Here is a 20,178-nt window from a genome sequence, read left to right as displayed (position 1 = left end):
TGAATCATTCAAATGCCACTTGCCGGCGCGACACCGCAATAGCAAGCCTCAGCACTTGTTCCAACAGACTGTGATTGCAGCCTCCATCGTCAGCAACAGTTGTTGAATACCATATTGGCCGAATCTTCAGCTGCAATAGTCGAGCCTCTTTCTGAGCTCGCTCCTGCGGCGTAGCAGGCTCATTGAGCAGAGCGAAGTGATCAGGTATTTCGAATGCAGCCTCATCAACGACAGATTTAAAAAGATCAAGTGTCTTATCTTGCTCCAAGCTACAACCAAGGAATAATAAGGAATGGCTTATAAAAATCTGTCGCAGTGCCCGTGGCAATTGGTTCTGGAATGAGAGAGGCTCGCCGTAAGCAACCCGATATTGGTCCTGCGTGAAGACATATGTATTGTCCTGACGGGCATCGCCATGCAGCTTCAAGATACAGCGCTCACCGCGCAGCAAACGCTGAACGAAAGCATTTCCAGGCTGCATTCCATACATATATCCATCCATCGCCTGACCACGTTGCTGGAATAGATCTTCGATCATTGAATCGAAATTAGTCGTGACGATACAACCCTGCGCCAACTCAGGCAGCAAAATAACAGGCCCTGCAATCGCGCCCGCGCGTTGACGAAATTCAGTTTTTATGAAGTTCCTTACCTGATCTGCAGCCGCTTCGTATAGCAACTGCGCCGCCCCCATATAATCGTATTGCGCCATCAAAGGCTCAATATCCCTTACCTCCACACCATTAAGCTTTTGCGCCATTTTACGCAGGGCTTCACCCCACATCGGATAGCCGCACGCTTTTGATATGCCCGCCCCTACAAATGGTGAAATTCGACCTAAACGAACGGCGTCGACGAGATCGAGAAACACGGCCACCTGATCCGAATTTTTAATGAAGCGGATTGCAGAGTCATGCTGACTGATCTGACAACTTCCTTCCCATTGGTCAAGTTCGTCTAGATAGGCACCCCGATCTGTCCAGTACAACACTTCACTAATTGGATAGGCGTATTGATGTTCGGGATCCTTCAAGCTTCTGAACGCAAGAGGTTCAGCCTCATCTAATACGGCATTGAAGCCCTTATTGGATGAGTACGCCGCCTGCAAAGCCTCCTCGACCTTGTCCACGATGAGCTTATTCTCACGAAGTTTCTTGATGTCCATCACGTCGCCCCATTCGTGCCCATATACTCAGCCAGCTTACCCACGGCCAGCTCTCCTGAGAGAAGTTTGGGGAGAAGGGTATCGCGTAGCACCGACAATGTCCGGACATTCTCACGGCGCTGAAGTAAGTTGCGCAACAGTGGCTTTACAGCAATCGAAAATCGAGGGATTACATCATCGTCGGCAGCGATTGCACGGATCTTAGCTAGTTGTTCAGGCCTGACACGCTGATGGCTGTTTGAAGTTCCGGTGACCAGTTGGCACATAGCATCATTAAAGGCAGGCGACGATGCGAGGCAATATACAAAACTTTCACTCTCCGATTGCCTTGGCGTCCAGACGATAAATTCGGTGGAACAAACAGCTTCTTTGCCCGCCTCGCCAATAAGCCAGATGCGCGGAATACGCGGATTAAGCTTGGAGATAAGTATGCAATTATCGGGCACAGGAGTCTTATTACTCTTGATCTCCCCCCCGGGTTCCTGCAAAGGAAGTTGAGCCTTGTCAAATAGGGGGAGGCTGTAATGTGTAAAAATTTTACTAGGAGTCGCCAAGGGATTGACGCTGCCCTTGCCTTGTTCGGCAATCTCACCAAAAGAAACTACTCGCCATCCTTTCGGAATCACCCCCAACTCAGATTCTTCCACCTCACTGGGAAACAGAGCGGCAGTAGCCGCGAGTTGATCGCGTTGTTCACTGGGCATCTGGTCGAGTTCAGCGTCAATCTTGCCGCTTATGACGCACATGGCGGCGCGCAGCGGATCTTGGCCTTGTTCAATGGCGGCGATCTTGGCCTTCACTGGGTCGAAATCGATAAACCATGATTTGAATATGGCTTGAGCCATACCTTCGATGGTCTGATTAACACGGCGATTAAGATTTATCTTCGAATCAAGCGCACCCAAAACCCCCGCAATTGCCTTCTGCACGGGCAGCGCAGGAACTCTGACTTTTGCCGTATGAAGATGATTCCTATTAACACCCGGAACGGCACCTTTATCTGAGTAAGCCTGAAAATCCAGCGTCCTTAGAAAATAACTAATGAAGCGAGGATCGCTTCCTTTAAAGTCGCGAACATAAAGCGTCGTGTTCAGCGGCCAAAAATCGCCATCCACATAGAACACTTCACCTATGGTTCCATATCGCCCTGTCACAACCCCAGGACCTTTGACCATGGCTTCTGAATGGAAATCTGATATTCCAGACGATGAAACTATAGGAATCACTCCTACGGATCGCCTCCCCTTCGGAAGGTCATAACCGCGCTTCAACTCAATCACATCACCCAGATTGAGCTCTTTCCAACCAGCATCAGATTGCATAACCCAATCCCATCAGGCTCCGTCGGATTTCATCCTCCAGCTTCGCGCCCTCCACGATCTGGTCCGCCAACTGTGTTGTTAGCCGCTGCATCTTCTGCGCGAAGAGTTCGCCTTCTTCTTTCTGTTCTACCATCCCCACATAGCGCCCCGGCGTCAGCACATGCTCATGCTTGCGCACGTCGCTCAGTGCAGCGGAGTGGCAGAAGCCAGGCACATCCTCGTAACCATTGCCCTGCTGCCAGGCATGAAAGGTGTCAGCAATCTTCTGGATGTCGTCCAGCGTGAAGTCGCGGAGCACGCGGTCTTTCATATAGCCCAACTGGCGGGCATCGATGAACAGGAACTCACCGCGCCGGTCGCGCTTTTTCTTGTCCAGCGCGAAGCCGTTCTGCTTGTCACGACTCAGAAACCAGATGCAAGCCGGAATCTGAGTATTGGTGAAAAGCTGGCCGGGGAGTGCGACCATGCACTCCACGTAGTCGTCCTCGATCAACCGCTTCCGGATCTCGCCCTCATTATTGGTGTTAGAGCTCATGGAGCCGTTTGCCAGCAGCAGCGCCATGCTGCCAGTGGGCGCCAAGTGCCAGAGCATGTGTTGCAACCACGCGAAGTTGGCATTGCCCTGTGGCGGTGTCCCTGCAATCCAGCGTGGATCGTTGGCAAGCTTCTCGTTCCACCATTCCTTCATGTTGAACGGCGGGTTTGCCATGACGAAATCGGCGCGCAGGTCTGGGTACTGATCGCTTAGCAGTGTGTCAGCCGGGCCGCTGCCAAAATTGAAGTCGATGCCACGAATGGCCATGTTCATCGCCGCCAGTCGCCAGGTAGTGGGGTTGCTCTCCTGCCCGTAGACGCTGATCTGCCCGCTTTTACCATCGGCCTCTTTGCCGCCATGCTGTTCGATGAACTCCTCGCTCTGTACGAAGAAGCCACCGGAGCCCATGGCCGGGTCGTACACGCGACCCTTGAATGGTTGGAGCATTTCCACGATGAGGGTGACGATGCTTTTGGGTGTGTAGTACTGACCACCCTTCTTACCTTCGGCCAAAGCGAACTGACCGAGGAAGTATTCGTAGACGTGGCCGAGGATGTCTTTGGATTTCAGATCCAGCGACTGGCCCTTGTACTCTTTGGCGCTGAAGTCGGTATCCGAGAAGTGGCTGATTAGCCCCGCCAGCTTGCTGGAATCGAGCTGTACGCGTGCGAAGTCCTTGTTGAGCACGTTCTTCAGACGGGCATTCTCGCGTTCGACGGCTTCCATGGCGTTGTCGATCAGCCAGCCTACTGAGCGCATTTCCTCTGGCTCATCCTTGCCCGGCTTGTTCCACGGCAGCGCCGCCTTGGGCGGCAGCTGCGCGCTATCGCGCAGGGTTTGCCAACGGGCCTCTGCCGGTACCCAGAACACGTTCTTCTCTGTGTAGTAGTCGCGGACTTCAAGCTCGGCGGTGATATTCTCTTCGTACTCCTGCGTGCCTGAACCACCGTACTCGTCCGGGTCCATGTAGTAGTCATGGTCCGGGTTGGTGAACTCTCGACGCAGCTCGCGTTGCCGCTCTTCGAAGGAGTCGGAGACGTACTTGAGGAAGATCAGCCCGAGTACGACGTGCTTGTAAACGGCTGCGTCGAGGTTTGAGCGTAGCTTGTCTGCCGCGGACCAGAGCTTCTTTTCTAGGTCGTTGAAGAATTGTTGTTCGATGGGTCTCATGCTTCTATCCCGTGTTTCGTCATGTCTTCCTTCCTTGCTGGCCTCGCTGTCTAGCCGTTTGATGGCCGCGACTAGTTCTGCGATGGGTTTGGGAAAGGATGTAACTTTTTCGGTCAAGACAACCGAGCCGCCACGTCTCCTTCCAAGGTGGATACGGCCGTCGTCGATCAATTTCTGCTTGACACGCTGGTAGATACTATCCTGCCAGCCCAACGCCTCAAGCAAGCGCTGATTGCCTGCACTGCCACCATGGGAAACCAAGCACTCAATGAGTTGTTTGATCTGTTTTTGCGTGGAAGTCACTTGCTATTCCTCTGGCCTCAGGCAGGCCAGTACAGCCGCTTTAGCGGCATAACTCGTTTGGTTTCGGCATCTGTAGCGTCATAGTGCTCAATCAGCGCGCGAACTACATGGTCCAGAGTCCACATCGCTAGAGGTATTGAGGCGCGATCGGCTTCGTATTGAGCATCCTTCGTGAAACCACCGGTACTTACGTACAATCCGCGATCGTCCTTGTGTCGGCCGCCCAGGAAGCTGCGAATTTCCTGACTCCTCATTTGCCCCTTCCGGTGCTTAACCTCCACCATAATACGTGGGTGTTCGAAGCCGAACCCATCCGGCGAAGCGACGATGTCTTTGCCTCGGTCTAAACCAGGCGGAGAGACCTGAGTCTTGTAGCCCATGGCGCGCAGGATCCCGGCCACCAGCTGCTGCATATCGTCCCAATCAAGCTCGTTGACGCGGTCCTTGATCCGCTCCACCGCCTGAGAGTCAATGTCAGCCAACGGATCTGCCACAATCTCAGCGACCTCATCATCGGTCATCGGGGCTGGTTGGCCCAGAGCCGCAGCGAGAACTTCAGCGGCAGCGACTCGCGGCACCTCGAACAACGTCAAGGTGGAACCGAGACTGTTCTTTGTCCCAGCGCCCAAACGATCGCGCGGCAATTCTTGCTCGCCCCAGTGAACGTCTCGGGCCAAAGACATGCCCTGCTCTGCCCAATCGGCATGATGCTTAGCTGGACCAGCAATCTTACCGATCGAGTACAGTCGATTTGAAGGAGAATAGGTAATAACCCAATCGCCATCTCGGATGTCATTGACGAAGCGCCAGACCTGAGAAGCGCCTGACACTGCCGTGCCATGCTTGGCCTGGGGCTCAGCCGCCTGATAGAGGCCGATCAGCTGTTTTCGACCGACGCCAGGTTTGGCATGAGCAGCGAGCTGATTCCAGCCGACAGCAACGACACCGCGCTCTCGAAAAGCGTCATACAAGGTACCGCCATCGCCGCGAACCATCCACATCCGCTCCATCGCGCCTCCTCCCATTCTCGAAGCCATTAATCCAGCCCGCCCAAGAACTCGGCTGTCAGCACGACGGGCTTGATACTTCGCAAGCTGTGGCTCTACGAGTCAGATCTTGGCGAAGTGGTTACCAGTGACATTGTATCAGCGCCCAATGGTCGTCAATGCCCCAGCTAGGCCCGCCCATTAGACTCAACTGATAGGCTCGCCCCTCCCCTCAAACAACAAGGGCGCCTCTCGGCGCCCTCGCTCTTCAACTCATTCCCACTCAATAGTAGCCGGCGGCTTCCCCGAGATGTCATAGACAACCCGCGACACCCCCCGCAACTCATTGATGATCCGATTGCTCACCGTCCCCAGGAACTCATACGGCAGATGTGCCCAATGCGCGGTCATGAAGTCGATCGTCTCCACGGCCCGCAGCGCAATCACCCACTCATACGCACGCGCATCACCCACCACGCCCACCGACTTCACCGGCAGGAACACGGCAAACGCCTGGCTGGTCTTGTCGTACAGGTCCGCCTTCCGCAGCTCATCAATGAAGATGGCATCGGCCTTGGCCAGCAGCTCGGCGTATTCGCGCTTCACTTCGCCCAGGATACGCACGCCCAGGCCCGGGCCCGGGAACGGATGGCGGTAGACCATGGTGCGCGGCAGGCCCAGCTCAACGCCCAGGCGGCGCACTTCGTCCTTGAACAGCTCGCGCAGCGGCTCCACCAGGCCCAGCTTCATGTGCTCCGGCAGGCCGCCCACGTTGTGGTGGCTCTTGATCACATGCGCCTTGCCGGTCTTGCTGCCGGCCGACTCGATCACGTCCGGGTAGATGGTGCCCTGCGCCAGCCACTTGGCGTTCTTCAGCTTGTTCGACTCTTCGTCGAAGATCTCAACGAACAGGTTGCCGATGATCTTGCGCTTGGCTTCCGGGTCGCTCACGCCTTCCAGCGCAGCGAAGTAACGGTCGGCGGCATTCACGCGCACCACCTTTACGCCCATGTGCTCGGCAAACATTGCCATCACCTGGTCGCCTTCCTGCCAGCGCAGCAGGCCGGTATCCACGAACACGCAGGTCAGCTTCTCGCCGATGGCCTTGTGCAGCAGCGCAGCCACAACCGACGAATCGACGCCGCCGGACAGGCCCAGGATCACTTCGTCATCGCCCACCTGTTCGCGCACACGGGCGATCTGATCGTCGATGATGTTGGCGGCGGTCCACAGGGTCTGGCAGCCGCACACGTCCACCACGAAGCGGCGCAGCAGCGCCTGGCCCTGCAGGGTGTGGGTCACTTCCGGGTGGAACTGCACGCCGTACCAGCGCTTTTCTTCGTTGGCCATGGCGGCCACCGGAATGCGGTCGGTGGTGGCGGTGATGGTGAAGCCCGGCGGCGCAACGGAGACGTGGTCGCCGTGGCTCATCCAGACATTCAGCTTCGGCTCGCCGCCGTGGTCGCTCAGGCCCTTGAACAGCGCGTCCGGGTTGATCACGTTCACTTCGGCGTGGCCGAACTCGCGCTGGTCCGCCGCTTCGGTGGCACCACCCAGCTGCGCGGCCAGGGTCTGCATGCCGTAGCAGATGCCGAAGATCGGCAGGCCACTGTCGAACACTTCCTGCGGCGCGGCCGGCGCACCCGGTAGCGTGGTCGATTCCGGGCCACCGGACAGGATGATGCCCTTGGCGCCAAACGCCGCGATCTCGGCCGGGTTGTGGTCCCACGCCCAGATTTCGCAGTAGACGCCCAGCTCGCGGATGCGGCGGGCGATCAGCTGCGTGTACTGCGCGCCGAAATCGAGGATCAGGATCTTGTCGTTATGGATGTTGGTCATGGCGCCCTGGCAATGCAGTAGGGAAAACGAAATCAGATTTGCAGCAGCAGATGGAAAAAGAGGAACGGGAATCAGCTTCCTCGTTCCTCTTTGCTCATCCCGCGTCAGGCGCGGTAGTTCGGCGGCTCTTTGGTGATCGTCACGTCGTGGACGTGGCTCTCACGCTGGCCGGCGCCGCTGATCTTGACGAACTTGGGCTTGCTGCGCATGTCTTCGATGGTGGCGCAGCCCACGTAGCCCATGGTGGCGCGCAGGCCGCCCATCAGCTGGTGGATGATGCCGCCCACCGGGCCGCGGTACGGCACGCGGCCTTCGATGCCTTCCGGCACCAGCTTGTCGGCGGTGGCGGCGTCCTGGAAGTAGCGGTCCTTCGACCCCTTCTCCATGGCAGCCAGCGAACCCATGCCGCGGTAGCTCTTGTACGAACGCCCCTGGTACAGCTCGGTCTCGCCCGGCGATTCCTCGGTACCGGCCAGCAGGCCGCCAACCATGATGGTCGAGGCACCGGCGGCCAGCGCCTTGCCGATGTCGCCCGAGTAGCGGATGCCACCGTCGGCGATCAGCGGGATGCGGTCCTGCAGCGCTTCGGCCACCAGATCAATGGCGGTGACCTGCGGCACGCCGACGCCGGCAACGACGCGCGTGGTGCAGATCGAGCCCGGGCCGATGCCGACCTTGACCGCGTCCGCGCCGCTGTCCAGCAGCGCCAGTGCGGCTTCGCCGGTGCAGATGTTGCCACCGATGACCTGCACGTTCGGGAAGTTCTTCTTGACCCAGCTGACGCGGTCCAGCACGCCCTGCGAGTGGCCGTGCGCGGTATCGACCACGATCACGTCCACGCCGGCGGCGACCAGCGCTTCCACGCGGCGATCGGTATCGCCAGCCACGCCGACGGCAGCGCCGACCAGCAGGCGGGTCGACAGATCCTTGGCGGCGTTCGGGAAGTCGGTGTTCTTCTGGATGTCCTTGACGGTGATCAGGCCACGCAGTTCAAACGAATCATTGACCACCAGCACCTTTTCGATGCGGTTGCGGTGCAGCAGCTGCAGCACTTCGTCGGAGGCGGCGCCTTCCTTGACCGTGATCAGGCGATCCTTCTTGGTCATGATGTGGCGGACCGGATCGTCCAGCTCGGTTTCGAAGCGCATATCGCGGTGGGTCACGATGCCGGCCAGCAGGCCGTCGCTGCCCACCACCGGCACGCCGGAGATGTTGTGCGCCTGGGTCAGGGCCAGCACGTCGCGGATGGTGGTTTCCGGGCCGACGGTGATCGGGTCGCGGATGACACCGGCCTCGAACTTCTTGACCTTGGCCACTTCCGCGGCCTGCTGTTCCAGGCTGAGATTCTTGTGGATGATGCCCATGCCGCCGAGCTGTGCCATGGCGATGGCCAGGCGGGCTTCGGTGACGGTATCCATGGCTGCGGACAGGATCGGAAGCTTCAGCTTCAGGTCGCGAGTCAACCGCGTTTCGAGGTTGACGTCCTTGGGCAGGATGGTCGAATGGGCGGGGACGAGCGAGACGTCGTCGTAAGTGAGTGCTTCAGCCTGGATGCGCAGCATCGGCATACCCGAGATGTGGGGAAGCGCGACATTTTACCCTGTTTTCGCGCCCTGTGGCAGGGGGTAGATGCGACGCAGTGTCGCGCGGGCGGCGAATGGTTCAGGGGGACTGGGTGGGTGCCAACCTTGGTTGGCACAATCCATCCGACACCCTGACCCCAGATGGGGCAAAGGCCTCTTCCTGCTTGTGCCAACCAAGGTTGGCACCTGCCAGGAGCGGGTCATGCCGGGCATCCAAGCCACCCGGGAACTGCCTTGGGTGGGTGCCAACCTTGGTTGGCACAATCCATCCGGCACCCTCACCCCAGATGGGGCAAAGGCCTCTTCCTGCTTGTGCCAACCAAGGTTGGCACCTACCAGGAGCGGGTCATGCCGGGCATCCAAGCCACCCGGGAATTGCCTTGGGTGGGTGCCAACCTTGGTTGGCACAATCCATCCGGCACCCTCACCCCAGATGGGGCAAAGGCCTCTCCCTGCTTGTGCCAACCAAGGTTGGCACCCACCAACAGCAGGCCTCCCCAACAGCCGGTCAGCTCAGCGCTTCGGCCGCTTCCAGGGTGTTCTGCATCAACGTGGCCACGGTCATCGGGCCGACGCCGCCCGGAACCGGGGTGATCCAGCTGGCCCGCTGCGCAGCCGCTTCAAACCCTACATCGCCCACCAACCGGCCGTCATCCAACCGGTTGATACCCACGTCGATCACCACCGCGCCCGGCTTCACCCACTCGCCCGGCACGATGCCCGGGCGACCCACCGCCACCACCAGGATGTCGGCGTTGCGCACGGCCTGTTCCAGCACGTCCTTGGGGGTGAACTTGTGGCAGCTGGTCACGGTGCAGCCGGCAATCAGCAGTTCCAGGCCCATCGGCCGGCCGACGTGGTTGCTCACGCCCACGATGGTGGCGTTGCGGCCGCGTACCGGCTGGTCGGTGTGGCCCAGCAGCGTGGTGATGCCACGCGGGGTGCACGGGCGCAGGCCGAACTCGCGCAGGGCCAGGTGGCCGACGTTTTCCGGATGGAAACCGTCCACGTCCTTGCGCGGGTCGATGCGCTGGATCAGCCGGCGCGCGTCCGGAATGCCCGGCAGCGGCAGCTGGATCAGGATGCCGTTGATCTTCGGATCGGCGTTGAGCTGGTCGATCAAGTCGAGCAGCTCGGCTTCGGTGGTGCCGGCCGGCAGATCGTAGTCATGCGCTTCGATGCCGACCTTCTCGGCGGCACGGCGCTTGTTGCGCACGTACACGGTCGAGGCCGGGTCGCCGCCCACCAGCACCACGGCCAGGCCCGGACGGCTGCCACCGGCGGCCACACGGGCGTCGACGCGCACCTTCAGGCTGTCGAGCAGGTCCTCGGCGATACGGCGGCCATCAAGGATGCGGGCAGGAAGCTGGGGGGCGGAATCGGTCATCGGGAGCGGGCGTGGGGCGGCGGGGACGCTATTGTCCCCGATTCAGGCCCCCTCGCCCACCGCCGCGCGTCGACACCGCGCCCCGGTAGTGCCGGCCGCTGGCCGGCAACCCCATGGCGTCGGAACGTTTCCGTATCTGCCGGTAGTGCCGGCCGCTGGCCGGCAACCTCATGACGTCGGAACGTTTCCGTAATTGCCGGCCAGCGGCCGGCACTACCGGGGCTACTCTTCCTCTTCCGGCACGTCCTGCGGGTTCAGCGTCTTGCTCGCGCGCTTCGGTGCGGTGAACGGGGTCGGTGTCGGTACGCCCTGCGGGCTGTTGCCGTAGATCATCCGCGCGCCGGCATTCAAACCACCGCCGGCAATTTCCAGCTCGAAGCGCTCAGCATCGCGGCGACGGATCTGCTCGGCAATCTCCACCGCGTCATCCTCATCCGCACCCAGTTCCACCAGCGCTGCCTGGCCAAACAGCACCGCCGATTCAAACGTCTCGCGGATCTGGAAATCGACACCGGCATGGATCAGCCGCAGCGAATGCTCGCGGTCGAACGAGCGCACCATCAGCTTGGCCTGCGGGAACTCATGCGCCACCAGTTCGACGATGCGGTCGGCGGCTTCGGCCTTGTCCACGCACACCGCAATCGCGCGCGCGGTCGCGGCACCCGAAGCATGCAGCACGTCCAGGCGCGTGCCATCGCCGTAATAGATCTTGAAACCGAACCGCGCCGCGCTCTGGATCATCTCCACATCGTTGTCGATGATGGTCACGTCCACGTCGCGCGCCAGCAGCGACTGGCTGGCGACCTGGCCGAAGCGGCCGAAGCCGATCAGCAGCACGCTGCCGGACAGGCCATCGGCCTCGTCCACGCCGTCCATGTTCACCGTCGGCTTCGGCGCCACGCGCTTGTAGACCAGCACCACCAGCGGGGTCAGCGCCATCGACAGCACCACCACGGCGGTGAAGTTGGCATTGATGTCCAGGTCGATCACGCCGGCCGATGCGGCGGCGGAGAACAGCACGAAGGCGAACTCGCCGCCCTGCGCCATCAGCACACCGCGATCCAGCGCCTGCGCGTGGTCGCTGCCCATGATGCGCGCGACCACGTAGATGCACAGCGCCTTGGCCGCCATCAACGCCAGCACCAGGCCGAGGATCAGCTGCCAGTGCGCGGCTACCACGCTCAGGTCCAGCGCCATGCCCACGCTGAGGAAGAACAGGCCGAGCAGGATGCCGCGGAACGGTTCAATGTCCGCCTCAATCTGGTGACGGAAGGTCGACTCGCTCAACAGCACGCCGGCCAGGAACGCGCCCATCGCCATCGACAGGCCGGACAGCTGCATCAGCAGCGCCGCGCCCAGCACCACCAGCAGCGCGGCGGCGGTCATCACCTCGCGCGCCTTCGATTCGGCCAGCACGCGGAACAAGGGATTGAGCAGGAAGCGGCCGACCAGCACCAGGCCGACGATGGCACCGACGCCGATCGCCACCGACAGCCAGCGCGAGCCTTCGCCATCGGCGCTGCCCGCACTCGGCGCCATCCACGCCACCAGCGCCAGCAACGGCACGATCAGCAGGTCTTCGAACAACAGGATCGAGACGATCTTCTGCCCCGACGGCAGCGCGATGTCACCGCGCTCGGCCAGCAGCTGCATCACCACCGCGGTGGAGGTGAGCACGAAGCCAGTGGCGCCGATGAAGGCCACCTGCCAGGGGAAGCCGAACAGCTTGGCAATGCTGGTCAGCACCAGCGCACAGGTGACGATCTGCAGCGTGCCCAGCCCGAAGATTTCCTTGCGCAGGCTCCACAGGTGCGAGGGCCGCATCTCCAGGCCGATCACGAACAGAAACATCACCACGCCGAGCTCGGCGGTATGCAGGATCGCCTGCGGGTCGGAGAACCAGCCCAGCCCGAACGGTCCGATCGCCAGGCCAGCGGCGAAGTAGCCCAGCACCGAGCCCAGGCCGGCCCGGCGGAACAAAGGCACCATCACCACCGCCGCGCCCAACAGGGCCACGACCTTGACCAGCTCGCTGGTCGCTGCTTCTACCGCCATGCGGTGCTTTCCCCAAGATCCAGAATCGGGTTCAACAATAGAGCAATGCCGATGACGGCAATAGCACGCATGTTGCGCCGGATTGTCTTGGAGGTGGAACGATGTGGGGAGTGACCCCAAGCATCATCCCGAAACCGCACACCCGCTTCGGCACGCGCCAACCTTGCACCCGCTTCGGTAGGTGCCAACCTTGCACCCGCTTCGGTAGGTGCCAACCTTGCACCCGCTTCGGTAGGTGCCAACCTTGGTTGGCACGAGAGCGCCGACCAAGGTCGGCATCTACCAAAGCCTCCCCCAGCCGGGTTCACCCACCCCGACAAAACGCGGCGTAATCGATATACCCCGGGAATGGCACGCCCGGCGCGCACACCGGGCAGTGCGGGTCGGGCCGGATACCGGTCTCGCGGAAGCGCATGCCCAGCGCATCGAAGCGCAGCAGCCGCCCCACCAGCGGCTCACCGATGCCCAACAGCAGCTTCAGCACCTCGGTGGCCTGCAGCACCCCGGCCAGCCCCGGCAGCACGCCCAGCACACCGGCCTCGGAACAGTTCGGCGCGAACTCCGGCGGCGGCGGCTCGGGGAACAGGCAGCGGTAGCACGGTGCCACGCCGCGCTGGCGGCCGGCGTCAAACACGCTTACCTGGCCGTCAAAGCGCTCGATGGCGGCGTACACCAGTGGCTTGGCGTGCTTGATGCAGGCGTCGTTGAGCAGGTAACGCAGCGGGAAGTTGTCCGAGCCGTCCAGCACCACGTCCACACCGTCCAGAAGCGCGTCGACGTTCTCGGAAGTGACGCGCGCGGGTACCGCTTCGACCTCGATCGACGGGTTCAATGCCAGCAACCGCTCACGCGCGGAATCGACCTTGAACTGGCCGACGCTGGCTTCGGTGTGCACGATCTGCCGGTGCAGGTTGCTGCGCTCCACGCGGTCGTGGTCGGCGAAGCGCAGGTGCCCTACCCCGGCCGCAGCCAGATAGAAGCCGGCCGGTGCGCCCAGCCCACCCGCGCCCAGCACCAGCACGCGCGACTGCTGCAGGCGACGCTGGCCGGCCTCGCCCACCTGCGGCAGCAGCAGGTGGCGCGAATAGCGGTCGTAGAAGTCGCGGTCGGCCGCACTGGTCAGCGGCTGCACCAGCGGCAGCACCTGCTCGCGCCAGGCCACGGTACCGCCCGTCACGGAAGCGACGTTGGCATACCCGGCCTCCCGCAGGAACAGCGCGGCATCGGCCGAGCGCTTGCCGCTCTGGCAGATCAGCAGGATTTCCTGGTCGTGCCGCGGCAGATGCGAGGCCGGGTCGGCCTGCAGCGCGCCCTTGGCCACGCCACGCGCGCCCTCGGCCATGCCGCCGGCCCGTTCGTGCGCCTCGCGCACATCGATCAGCACGGCGCCATGGGCCAGGCGCTCGCGCGCCTGCGCGGGGGAAAGCTCTCGGATGCTCATGGCCGCATTATCGCGCAGGCCGCTCTGCCATGCCTTGACCAATGCCCGGCGCTACCCAGGCTGCCCGCGCCCGCCGTGCTGTTCCTGAAGAAGACCGATCAGCGCTTTCAGCCCAGGCGGCACATGTCGATGGCCCGGGTAGTACAGCGAAAGCCCGGGAAACTCAGGACACCAGTCCTCGAGCAGCCGCAGCAGGCGGCCATCGGCCAATGGCTCCAGCGCCAGATGCTCGGGAACGAAGGCAATGCCGATACCTTCAATGGCCGCGTCGACCATCAACGGCTGGTCCGTCAGCGTGATCGGCCCGGAGACGTTCACCCGCTCGGTGGTGCCTTGATGCTCGAACTCCCAACGGTAGATCGCCCCACTTTCGAAGCGGAAACGAATGCAGTCGTGCTGATGCAGATCCAGCGGCCGCAGTGGCCGGCCACGCGCCTGCAGGTACGTCGGCGAAGCAATCGCCGCGAAGCGCATGGGGGCGGTCACCGCTACCGCGACCATGTCCTGGGGCACGGCTTCGGTCAGGCGGATGCCTGCGTCGAAACCCTCCGACACGATATCGCCCAACCTGCCGTCACTGACGATGTCCAGGTGGACCTGCGGATACTGGCGCAGGAAGCGCGCAAGCACCGGCTTCAGCACGAGCCGTATGGCGCCTTCACTGGCGTTGATGCGGACCGTGCCACGCGGCGTGCCGGCTTCAGTGTCCACGGACTGCAGGGCCTCCTCGATCGAGGCCATGGCCGGCCGCAGCTTTTCCGCCAGGCGCTCCCCGGCGTCGGTCAGCGAGACGCTGCGCGTGGTGCGGTTGAACAGGCGCGCACCCAGCCGCTGCTCGAGCGCCTTGATCGCATGACTGATCGCCGACGGCGTGATGTTCAACTCTGCCGCCGCGCTGCGGAAGCTCCGGTGCGCTGCCACCGCCAGGAACGCCGTGAAGGCGGCCAGATCACCTCCGCTCGATTGCTGAATTCGACTCACCATATCGTGAAATATTGAAGCGATTGTCTTGATAGTCAGCCGATTCTACGCTCCGGGGTGTCGGTGGGCGCACGCCTCCGGCGCTCACCCACCGGGACAGGATCAAGACGATGAAGACGATGAAAGCGGTTGTGATGACCGGGCCGAATGTGCCGTGGCAGGTACAGGAGGTGCCGATGCCTGTGATCGAACCGGGCCAGGTACTGGTCAAGGTCCACGCATCAGGCATGTGCTACACGGACGTGTGGGCAACCCAAGGCTATGGCGGCGACATCTATCCGCAGACACCGGGGCATGAAGTGGTCGGCGAGGTCGTGGAAGTGGGCGCGGGCGTGCACACGCGCCGGGTGGGCGATCGCGTGGGCACCTCATGGGTCCAATCCGCGTGCGGGCGATGCCCCTACTGCCGCGAGAGCCGGCCCTTGTCCGGGCAGACCGCAATGAACTGCGATGCACCTCGCACCACCGGCTTCGCTGCGCAGGGTGGACACGCACAGTACATCGCCATCTCTGCCGAAGGCACGGTACTGCTGCCTGACGGCCTCTCCTACGTGGACGCGGCGCCGATGATGTGTGCCGGTTACACCACCTGGAGCGGGCTGCGCGATGCGGCGCCCCAGCCACGGGAGAAGATTGCGGTACTTGGCATCGGCGGACTGGGCCATGTCGCCCTGCAGCTGTCCAAGGCCTGTGGCTTCGAGACCATCGCCCTCACCCATTCTGCAGACAAGCACGCGCTCGCCCTGCAGCTGGGCGCCGACCAGGTGGTTGCCAATGGCAAGGAGCTGAAGGACATCGGCGGCGCCGACGTACTGCTGGTGACCACCAATGAATTCAGCTCGGCCGAAGAGGCGATGACCGGCCTGCGTGTCGATGGGCGCGTTGTGCTGTGCGGCCTGGACTTCAGCCAGCCCTTCTCGATCTCGTCCGAAGGCGTGCCGTTCCACATGATGCGCCAGCGCGTGATCGGCGCCACCCATGGTGGCCAGCACTACCTCAGCGAAGTGCTGCAGCTTGCCGCCGCCGGCAAGGTGAAGCCAATGGTCGAGACCTTTGATCTGGACCAGGCGACCGAGGCGTATGACCGCCTGTCGTCAGGAAGGATGAGGTTCCGTGGCGTCCTGTTGCCGTGGGGCAGCGCCTGAGGAAAGGCGGCCACAAAGCGTCAAACGAAAAAGGCGGCCCTGCGGCCGCCTTCTTCTGCATCACTTGCCCTTGACGTGCTTCATCAAGCGCCGCTTGGCCTTGACCTGCCGCTCGGTGAGGACGTTCTTCTTGCCCTCGTACGGGTTGGTACCCTCGCGGAAGATGAAGCTCACCGGGGTGCCGATCAGCTTGAAGCGCTTGCGGAAGAAGTTCTCCAGGTAGCGCTTGTACGATTCCTGCAGCTCCTTCAGGCGCGTGCCGTGCACGATGAAGGTCGGCGGGTTTGCGCCGGCCGGGTGCACGTAACGCAGCTTGGAGACATGGCCGCGGATGGTCGGCGGCGGGTTGGTCTCGTAGGCCACTTCCAGCGCCTTGTTCACTTCGCTGGTGGTGAAGGTCTTGTTGGCCGACTCGTGCGCGCGGTGCACCGCACGGAACAGCTCGCGCAGGCCCGAGCCATGCTTGGCCGAGATGCGCACCGATTCGGCCCACGGCACGAAGCCCAGCTTCAGCGACAGCAGGGTCTCGGCCTGTTCGCGCTGGTACTCGGTCAGGCCATCCCACTTGTTGATGGCGATCACCAGTGCGCGGCCGGCATCGAGCACGGCGCCAAGCACGGTGGCATCCTGGTCGGTCACGCCTTCGGTGGCATCCAGCATCAGCACGGCCACCTGGCACTGCTCGATCGACTGCATGGTCTTGACCACCGAGAACTTCTCGACGACCTCGTCCACGCGCGAGCGGCGGCGCAGGCCGGCGGTATCGATCAGGCGGTACTCGCGGCCGTCACGCTCCAGGTCCACCGCGATCGAGTCGCGGGTGGTACCCGGCACGTCGGAAGCGATCATGCGCTCCTCGCCGAGGATGCGGTTGACCAGGGTCGACTTGCCCACGTTGGGGCGGCCGACGAAGGCGATGCGGATGCGGTTCGGATCGTTGTCCAGCTCTTCGCCGCTGCCTTCTTCCGGCAGGCGCTGGATCACTTCGTCCAGCAGGTCGTCCAGACCCTGACGATGCGCCGCCGACACGGTCAGCATCTCGCCGAAGCCGTAACGGGCGAATTCCGAACGAACGCTGTCCTCGTCGGTGCCGTCGATCTTGTTGATCAGCAGCAGCGTCGGGCGCGACAGCTTGCGCAGCCAGGCCAGGATCTCGTCGTCCATCGCCGACGTACCCTCACGGGCGTCGACCACGAACAGGATCAGGTCCGCTTCCGCCGCAGCGGCGCGGGCCTGGCGGGTGGTAGCACCGGCCAGACCCTCTTCCTCTTCCGCGATACCGCCGGTGTCGACGACGAGGAAATGGTTGTCCTCGTCCAGACGGCAGACACCGTAGTTGCGGTCGCGGGTGACGCCGGGCTGGTCATGGACCAGCGCGTCACGGGTGCGCGTCAGCGCATTGAAAATAGTCGACTTGCCGACATTCGGCCGTCCAACCAGGGCGACCAAAGGCAGCATCGCGATTACTCCAATTTTTAATTTGCCAACCGGAAGGCGGTCAGCTTGCCATCAACGTTCTGCACCAGCAGCACCCCGTCTGCGACGACCGGCTGGGCCAGCAGGGCGTCACCGCCGCTCTTCGCCCGTGCCGCCATCGCACCATCGGAGGTCTTCAACCAGTGCACGTATCCCTTGTAGTCACCGACGACCACGTAATCACCCTGCAGTACCGGGCCGGTCAGCGAACGACGCGCCAGCTCGGTCTGCGACCACATCGCCGCGCCGGTCGCCTTGTCCAGGCCGAACACGCCGCCCTTGTTGTCGGTGACGAACACATTGCCCGACGACACCGCCACGCCACCGGCACCGCCATGGTCGCGCGCCCACAGCGGGCGACCGGTCGGGCCTTCGATGGCCATGGTCTGGTTCTTGAAGCTGCTCACGTAGAGGGTGTTGCCCTCCAGTACCGGAGCACCGTCAACGTCGGCCATGCGCTCAAGCTCGGTACGGCCTTCGCCGTTGCCGATGTTCTGTTCCCACAGCGTGCGGCCATCCTGCTGGGCCAGGGCCGCAACCGCGCCCTCGTCCTTGCCGATGAACAGCACGCCCGGGCCGGTGACCACCGGCGCGTTGCCGCGCACGGTCAGCGCCGGCAGTTCGCTCGGGTTGAACCACTTCTGGGTGCCGTTGCCGGCATCGAAGGCGGTCACGCGGCCATCGTTGCTGCGCACGAACACCAGGCCCTGGGCCACGGCCGGTGCGGCAATGACTTCACCCGGAACACGGGCGCGCCACTTCTCGCTGCCGTCGTTGATGTCCAGGGCAATGACCTGGCCGTCCAGCGTGCCGATCACGACCAGGTTCTCACCGACACCCGGGCCGCCGGACAGGCGCAGCTTCGGCTTCTTCTTTTCCTTCTTCGGCTCCCAGGTCCAGACCTTCTTGCCGGTCTGCAGGTCGATGGCGTGCACGCCACCGGTGATCGCCGCAGCGAACACGTGGCCGTTGGCCACCGCCGGGCCCTGGCGCACGCCGATGCGACGCTCGCCCTTGCCGAGGTTGACCGACCAGGCCTTGTTGACCTTGACGCTGGGCTCGAACTTGACCAGCTCAGCCGGCTCCTGGGCCTTCTTCGCTGCCGCGTCCTTGCCGGCGAACCAGCCCTTCACGGTGCTGCAGCCGGTCAGGGCCATGCCCATCAGGAGCACGGTGGCGACGCGGGTGATCATGACCTTCTGACTCATCAAACCGACTCCGCAGGGGCGGCGACCGTGCCGCCGGCATCCATAACCTTGGTTTCCAGCAGGCGCCGCTGCGGCGCTGCCACGTCCAGCGACTTCAGCGCCTTCTCGTACTGTGCACGGGCGTCGTCACGCTTGCCCTGCGCCATCAGCGCATCGCCATGGATTTCCAGGCTGCTGCTGTCGGTGGCGCTGCCCAGCAGCTTGATCGCCTCGTCGCTCTTGCCGGTGGCCACCAGCAGGCGGGCCACGCGCTGGTCGACCACGCGCTGCAGGTCACCTTCGACCTTCACGCCGCGCAGGGTGGCCAGCGCCTCTTCGTTCTTGCCGGCGTCGACCTGGGCCTTGGCCAGCTGCAGCGCCGCGAGGTCGCCGTAGATGCTGGACGGGCCGGCTTCAAGCGCCTTCACGGCCTTGGAGGCATCGTCGAGCTTGTTCTGCTGCAGGCCGAGCAGCGCCTTCTGGTACTCGACATTGGCCGAGGCCAGCTTGCCGCCCTGATCCTTCTGGTACCACTGCCAGCCAGCGATGGCACCGATGGCGATGACCACGCCACCAAGGATGCTGGCGCCATTCTTCCGCAGCCAGCTGCGGACGCGTTCACTTTGTTCGTGCTCGTCGAGCAGATCGTCGATCGCCATGCGTACTCTCGCCCCGCCCATCGGGAGGGACCATTGGGTTTAATCGAAGGTGGTGAAACCGCGCCTCAGTGCGAAACCGGGACTACGGAGCCTTCAGAGGATACCTGAAAGCGTGCCACGTTGGCTCGCTGGTAGGGGGTCAGATCGACGATAGCGCCGTTCTGCTGAACCTGGACCGCCGAGGCGTTGCCCAGGGTCACCCGGGTCACCTGGCCCGGGGTGAAGCTGCGGCTTTCGCCGGACTTGATCAGTGCCTTCTCGACGGTGGCACCGTCCGGGCCGCCGATATCGACCCAGCTGTCGCCGCTGAACTGCATCTCCAGCGTGTTGGCGGCAGCGGCCGGCGCCGGGGCCGATCGCGGCACCGGGGCCAGCGAGGCCACGTACGGGGTCGCGGCCGGCTTGCTGGCCGGGGCGCTCGCCACGTCAACCGGCGTGGCCGGCTCGACGCCTGCGGCGGACGGAGCCACCGGCACGGCGGCCGGGATCGCGTCCAGCGAGGCGGTGTTCGGCGTCGGGGTGGCACTGCCGTCGAAGTGGCCACGGGTGGCGAACCACACCGGCACGGCCAGGACCGCGGTGATGCCGACATAGAGCATGCGCCGGCCGAGATTCTCGGCAATGCGGCGCGCGCGCGGGGTATGGGTATGGCTGACCAGGGTGGGCGGAACCACCGGGCCGACCTGGGCCTGCTCCAGCAGCTGGCTCACATCCACGTTGAGCAGGCGTGCATAGCTGCGCAGCTGGCCACGCACGAACACCGGCGCGCCGAGCTTCTGCCATTGTTCCTCTTCCAGCGACTTGACCACCTGGACCGGCATGCGCAGGCGCGTACCGACATCCTCGAGGGTCAGTCCGGCCGCTTCGCGGGCCTGGCGCAGGCGGGTGCCGCAGCCGGCCGCAGTCTCGAGAGCGCTCACAGTCTGGTCATCAATCACAATGCA

The 20,178-nt window shown here is 63.0% G+C and carries 15 protein-coding genes; 1 reads left to right on the top strand and 14 read right to left on the bottom strand.

The window, feature by feature from the left end; genetic code table 11:
* Window positions 1-4: 4 nt before the first annotated feature.
* From N440_RS06445 to N440_RS06400, 10 genes are all read right to left on the bottom strand, one after another.
* Window positions 5-1,165: an SIR2 family protein gene (locus tag N440_RS06445; RefSeq protein WP_133934453.1), complete on the bottom strand. Its 1,161-nt coding sequence runs from the start codon at window positions 1,163-1,165 to the stop codon at window positions 5-7.
* The gene (locus tag N440_RS06440) at window positions 1,165-2,487 is read right to left on the bottom strand and encodes a restriction endonuclease subunit S (protein WP_133934452.1); all 1,323 of its coding nucleotides are present in this window, start codon (window positions 2,485-2,487) and stop codon (window positions 1,165-1,167) included. Before N440_RS06440 ends, N440_RS06445 begins: the two co-directional genes overlap by 1 nt.
* On the bottom strand, window positions 2,477-4,495 hold the full coding sequence (locus N440_RS06435) for a type I restriction-modification system subunit M (protein ID WP_343133943.1): 2,019 nt from the start codon (window positions 4,493-4,495) through the stop codon (window positions 2,477-2,479). Before N440_RS06435 ends, N440_RS06440 begins: the two co-directional genes overlap by 11 nt.
* A gap of 17 nt (window positions 4,496-4,512) precedes the next feature.
* On the bottom strand, window positions 4,513-5,505 hold the full coding sequence (locus tag N440_RS06430; RefSeq protein WP_133934451.1) for a restriction endonuclease: 993 nt from the start codon (window positions 5,503-5,505) through the stop codon (window positions 4,513-4,515).
* Between the two features lie 249 nt (window positions 5,506-5,754).
* Window positions 5,755-7,320 (bottom strand): glutamine-hydrolyzing GMP synthase, encoded by a 1,566-nt coding sequence (gene guaA / locus N440_RS06425; RefSeq protein ID WP_005413109.1) that lies wholly within the window; start codon window positions 7,318-7,320, stop codon window positions 5,755-5,757.
* Window positions 7,321-7,424: 104 nt separating this feature from the next.
* Entirely contained in the window at window positions 7,425-8,882 is a 1,458-nt protein-coding gene (gene guaB / locus N440_RS06420; RefSeq protein WP_133934450.1) for an IMP dehydrogenase, read from the bottom strand.
* Between the two features lie 529 nt (window positions 8,883-9,411).
* On the bottom strand, window positions 9,412-10,290 hold the full coding sequence (gene folD / locus N440_RS06415; RefSeq protein ID WP_014036908.1) for a bifunctional methylenetetrahydrofolate dehydrogenase/methenyltetrahydrofolate cyclohydrolase FolD: 879 nt from the start codon (window positions 10,288-10,290) through the stop codon (window positions 9,412-9,414).
* Between the two features lie 222 nt (window positions 10,291-10,512).
* A complete protein-coding gene (locus tag N440_RS06410; RefSeq protein WP_053449528.1) occupies window positions 10,513-12,345 on the bottom strand; it encodes a monovalent cation:proton antiporter-2 (CPA2) family protein in 1,833 nt (610 codons plus the stop codon).
* A 304-nt stretch (window positions 12,346-12,649) separates the two neighbouring features.
* Entirely contained in the window at window positions 12,650-13,786 is a 1,137-nt protein-coding gene (gene moeB, locus N440_RS06405; protein ID WP_133934449.1) for a molybdopterin-synthase adenylyltransferase MoeB, read from the bottom strand.
* Window positions 13,787-13,837: 51 nt separating this feature from the next.
* The gene (locus N440_RS06400) at window positions 13,838-14,770 is read right to left on the bottom strand and encodes a LysR family transcriptional regulator (protein ID WP_133934448.1); all 933 of its coding nucleotides are present in this window, start codon (window positions 14,768-14,770) and stop codon (window positions 13,838-13,840) included.
* A gap of 107 nt (window positions 14,771-14,877) precedes the next feature.
* Between N440_RS06400 and N440_RS06395 the strand changes: the two genes are divergently transcribed.
* A complete protein-coding gene (locus N440_RS06395; RefSeq protein WP_208322780.1) occupies window positions 14,878-15,912 on the top strand; it encodes an alcohol dehydrogenase catalytic domain-containing protein in 1,035 nt (344 codons plus the stop codon).
* Between the two features lie 60 nt (window positions 15,913-15,972).
* On the opposite strand, the gene der is transcribed toward N440_RS06395, so the two are convergent.
* The 4 genes from der to N440_RS06375 form a co-directional block, all read right to left on the bottom strand.
* Window positions 15,973-17,370 (bottom strand): ribosome biogenesis GTPase Der, encoded by a 1,398-nt coding sequence (gene der, locus N440_RS06390; protein WP_008264979.1) that lies wholly within the window; start codon window positions 17,368-17,370, stop codon window positions 15,973-15,975.
* A 17-nt stretch (window positions 17,371-17,387) separates the two neighbouring features.
* On the bottom strand, window positions 17,388-18,596 hold the full coding sequence (gene bamB / locus N440_RS06385) for an outer membrane protein assembly factor BamB (protein ID WP_040007922.1): 1,209 nt from the start codon (window positions 18,594-18,596) through the stop codon (window positions 17,388-17,390).
* A complete protein-coding gene (locus N440_RS06380; RefSeq protein WP_006434876.1) occupies window positions 18,596-19,234 on the bottom strand; it encodes a tetratricopeptide repeat protein in 639 nt (212 codons plus the stop codon). Before N440_RS06380 ends, bamB begins: the two co-directional genes overlap by 1 nt.
* Window positions 19,235-19,299: 65 nt before the next feature.
* Window positions 19,300-20,172, bottom strand: coding sequence for a RodZ domain-containing protein (locus N440_RS06375; protein WP_133934447.1), 873 nt, complete (start codon window positions 20,170-20,172; stop codon window positions 19,300-19,302).
* Between the last annotated feature and the right edge of the window lie 6 nt (window positions 20,173-20,178).

This window comes from Stenotrophomonas sp. CC22-02, from assembly GCF_004365115.1.
Classification (GTDB): domain Bacteria; phylum Pseudomonadota; class Gammaproteobacteria; order Xanthomonadales; family Xanthomonadaceae; genus Stenotrophomonas; species Stenotrophomonas forensis.
Note: the sequence above shows the minus strand (reverse complement) of the source record. Positions and strands in the feature narration are given on the sequence as shown.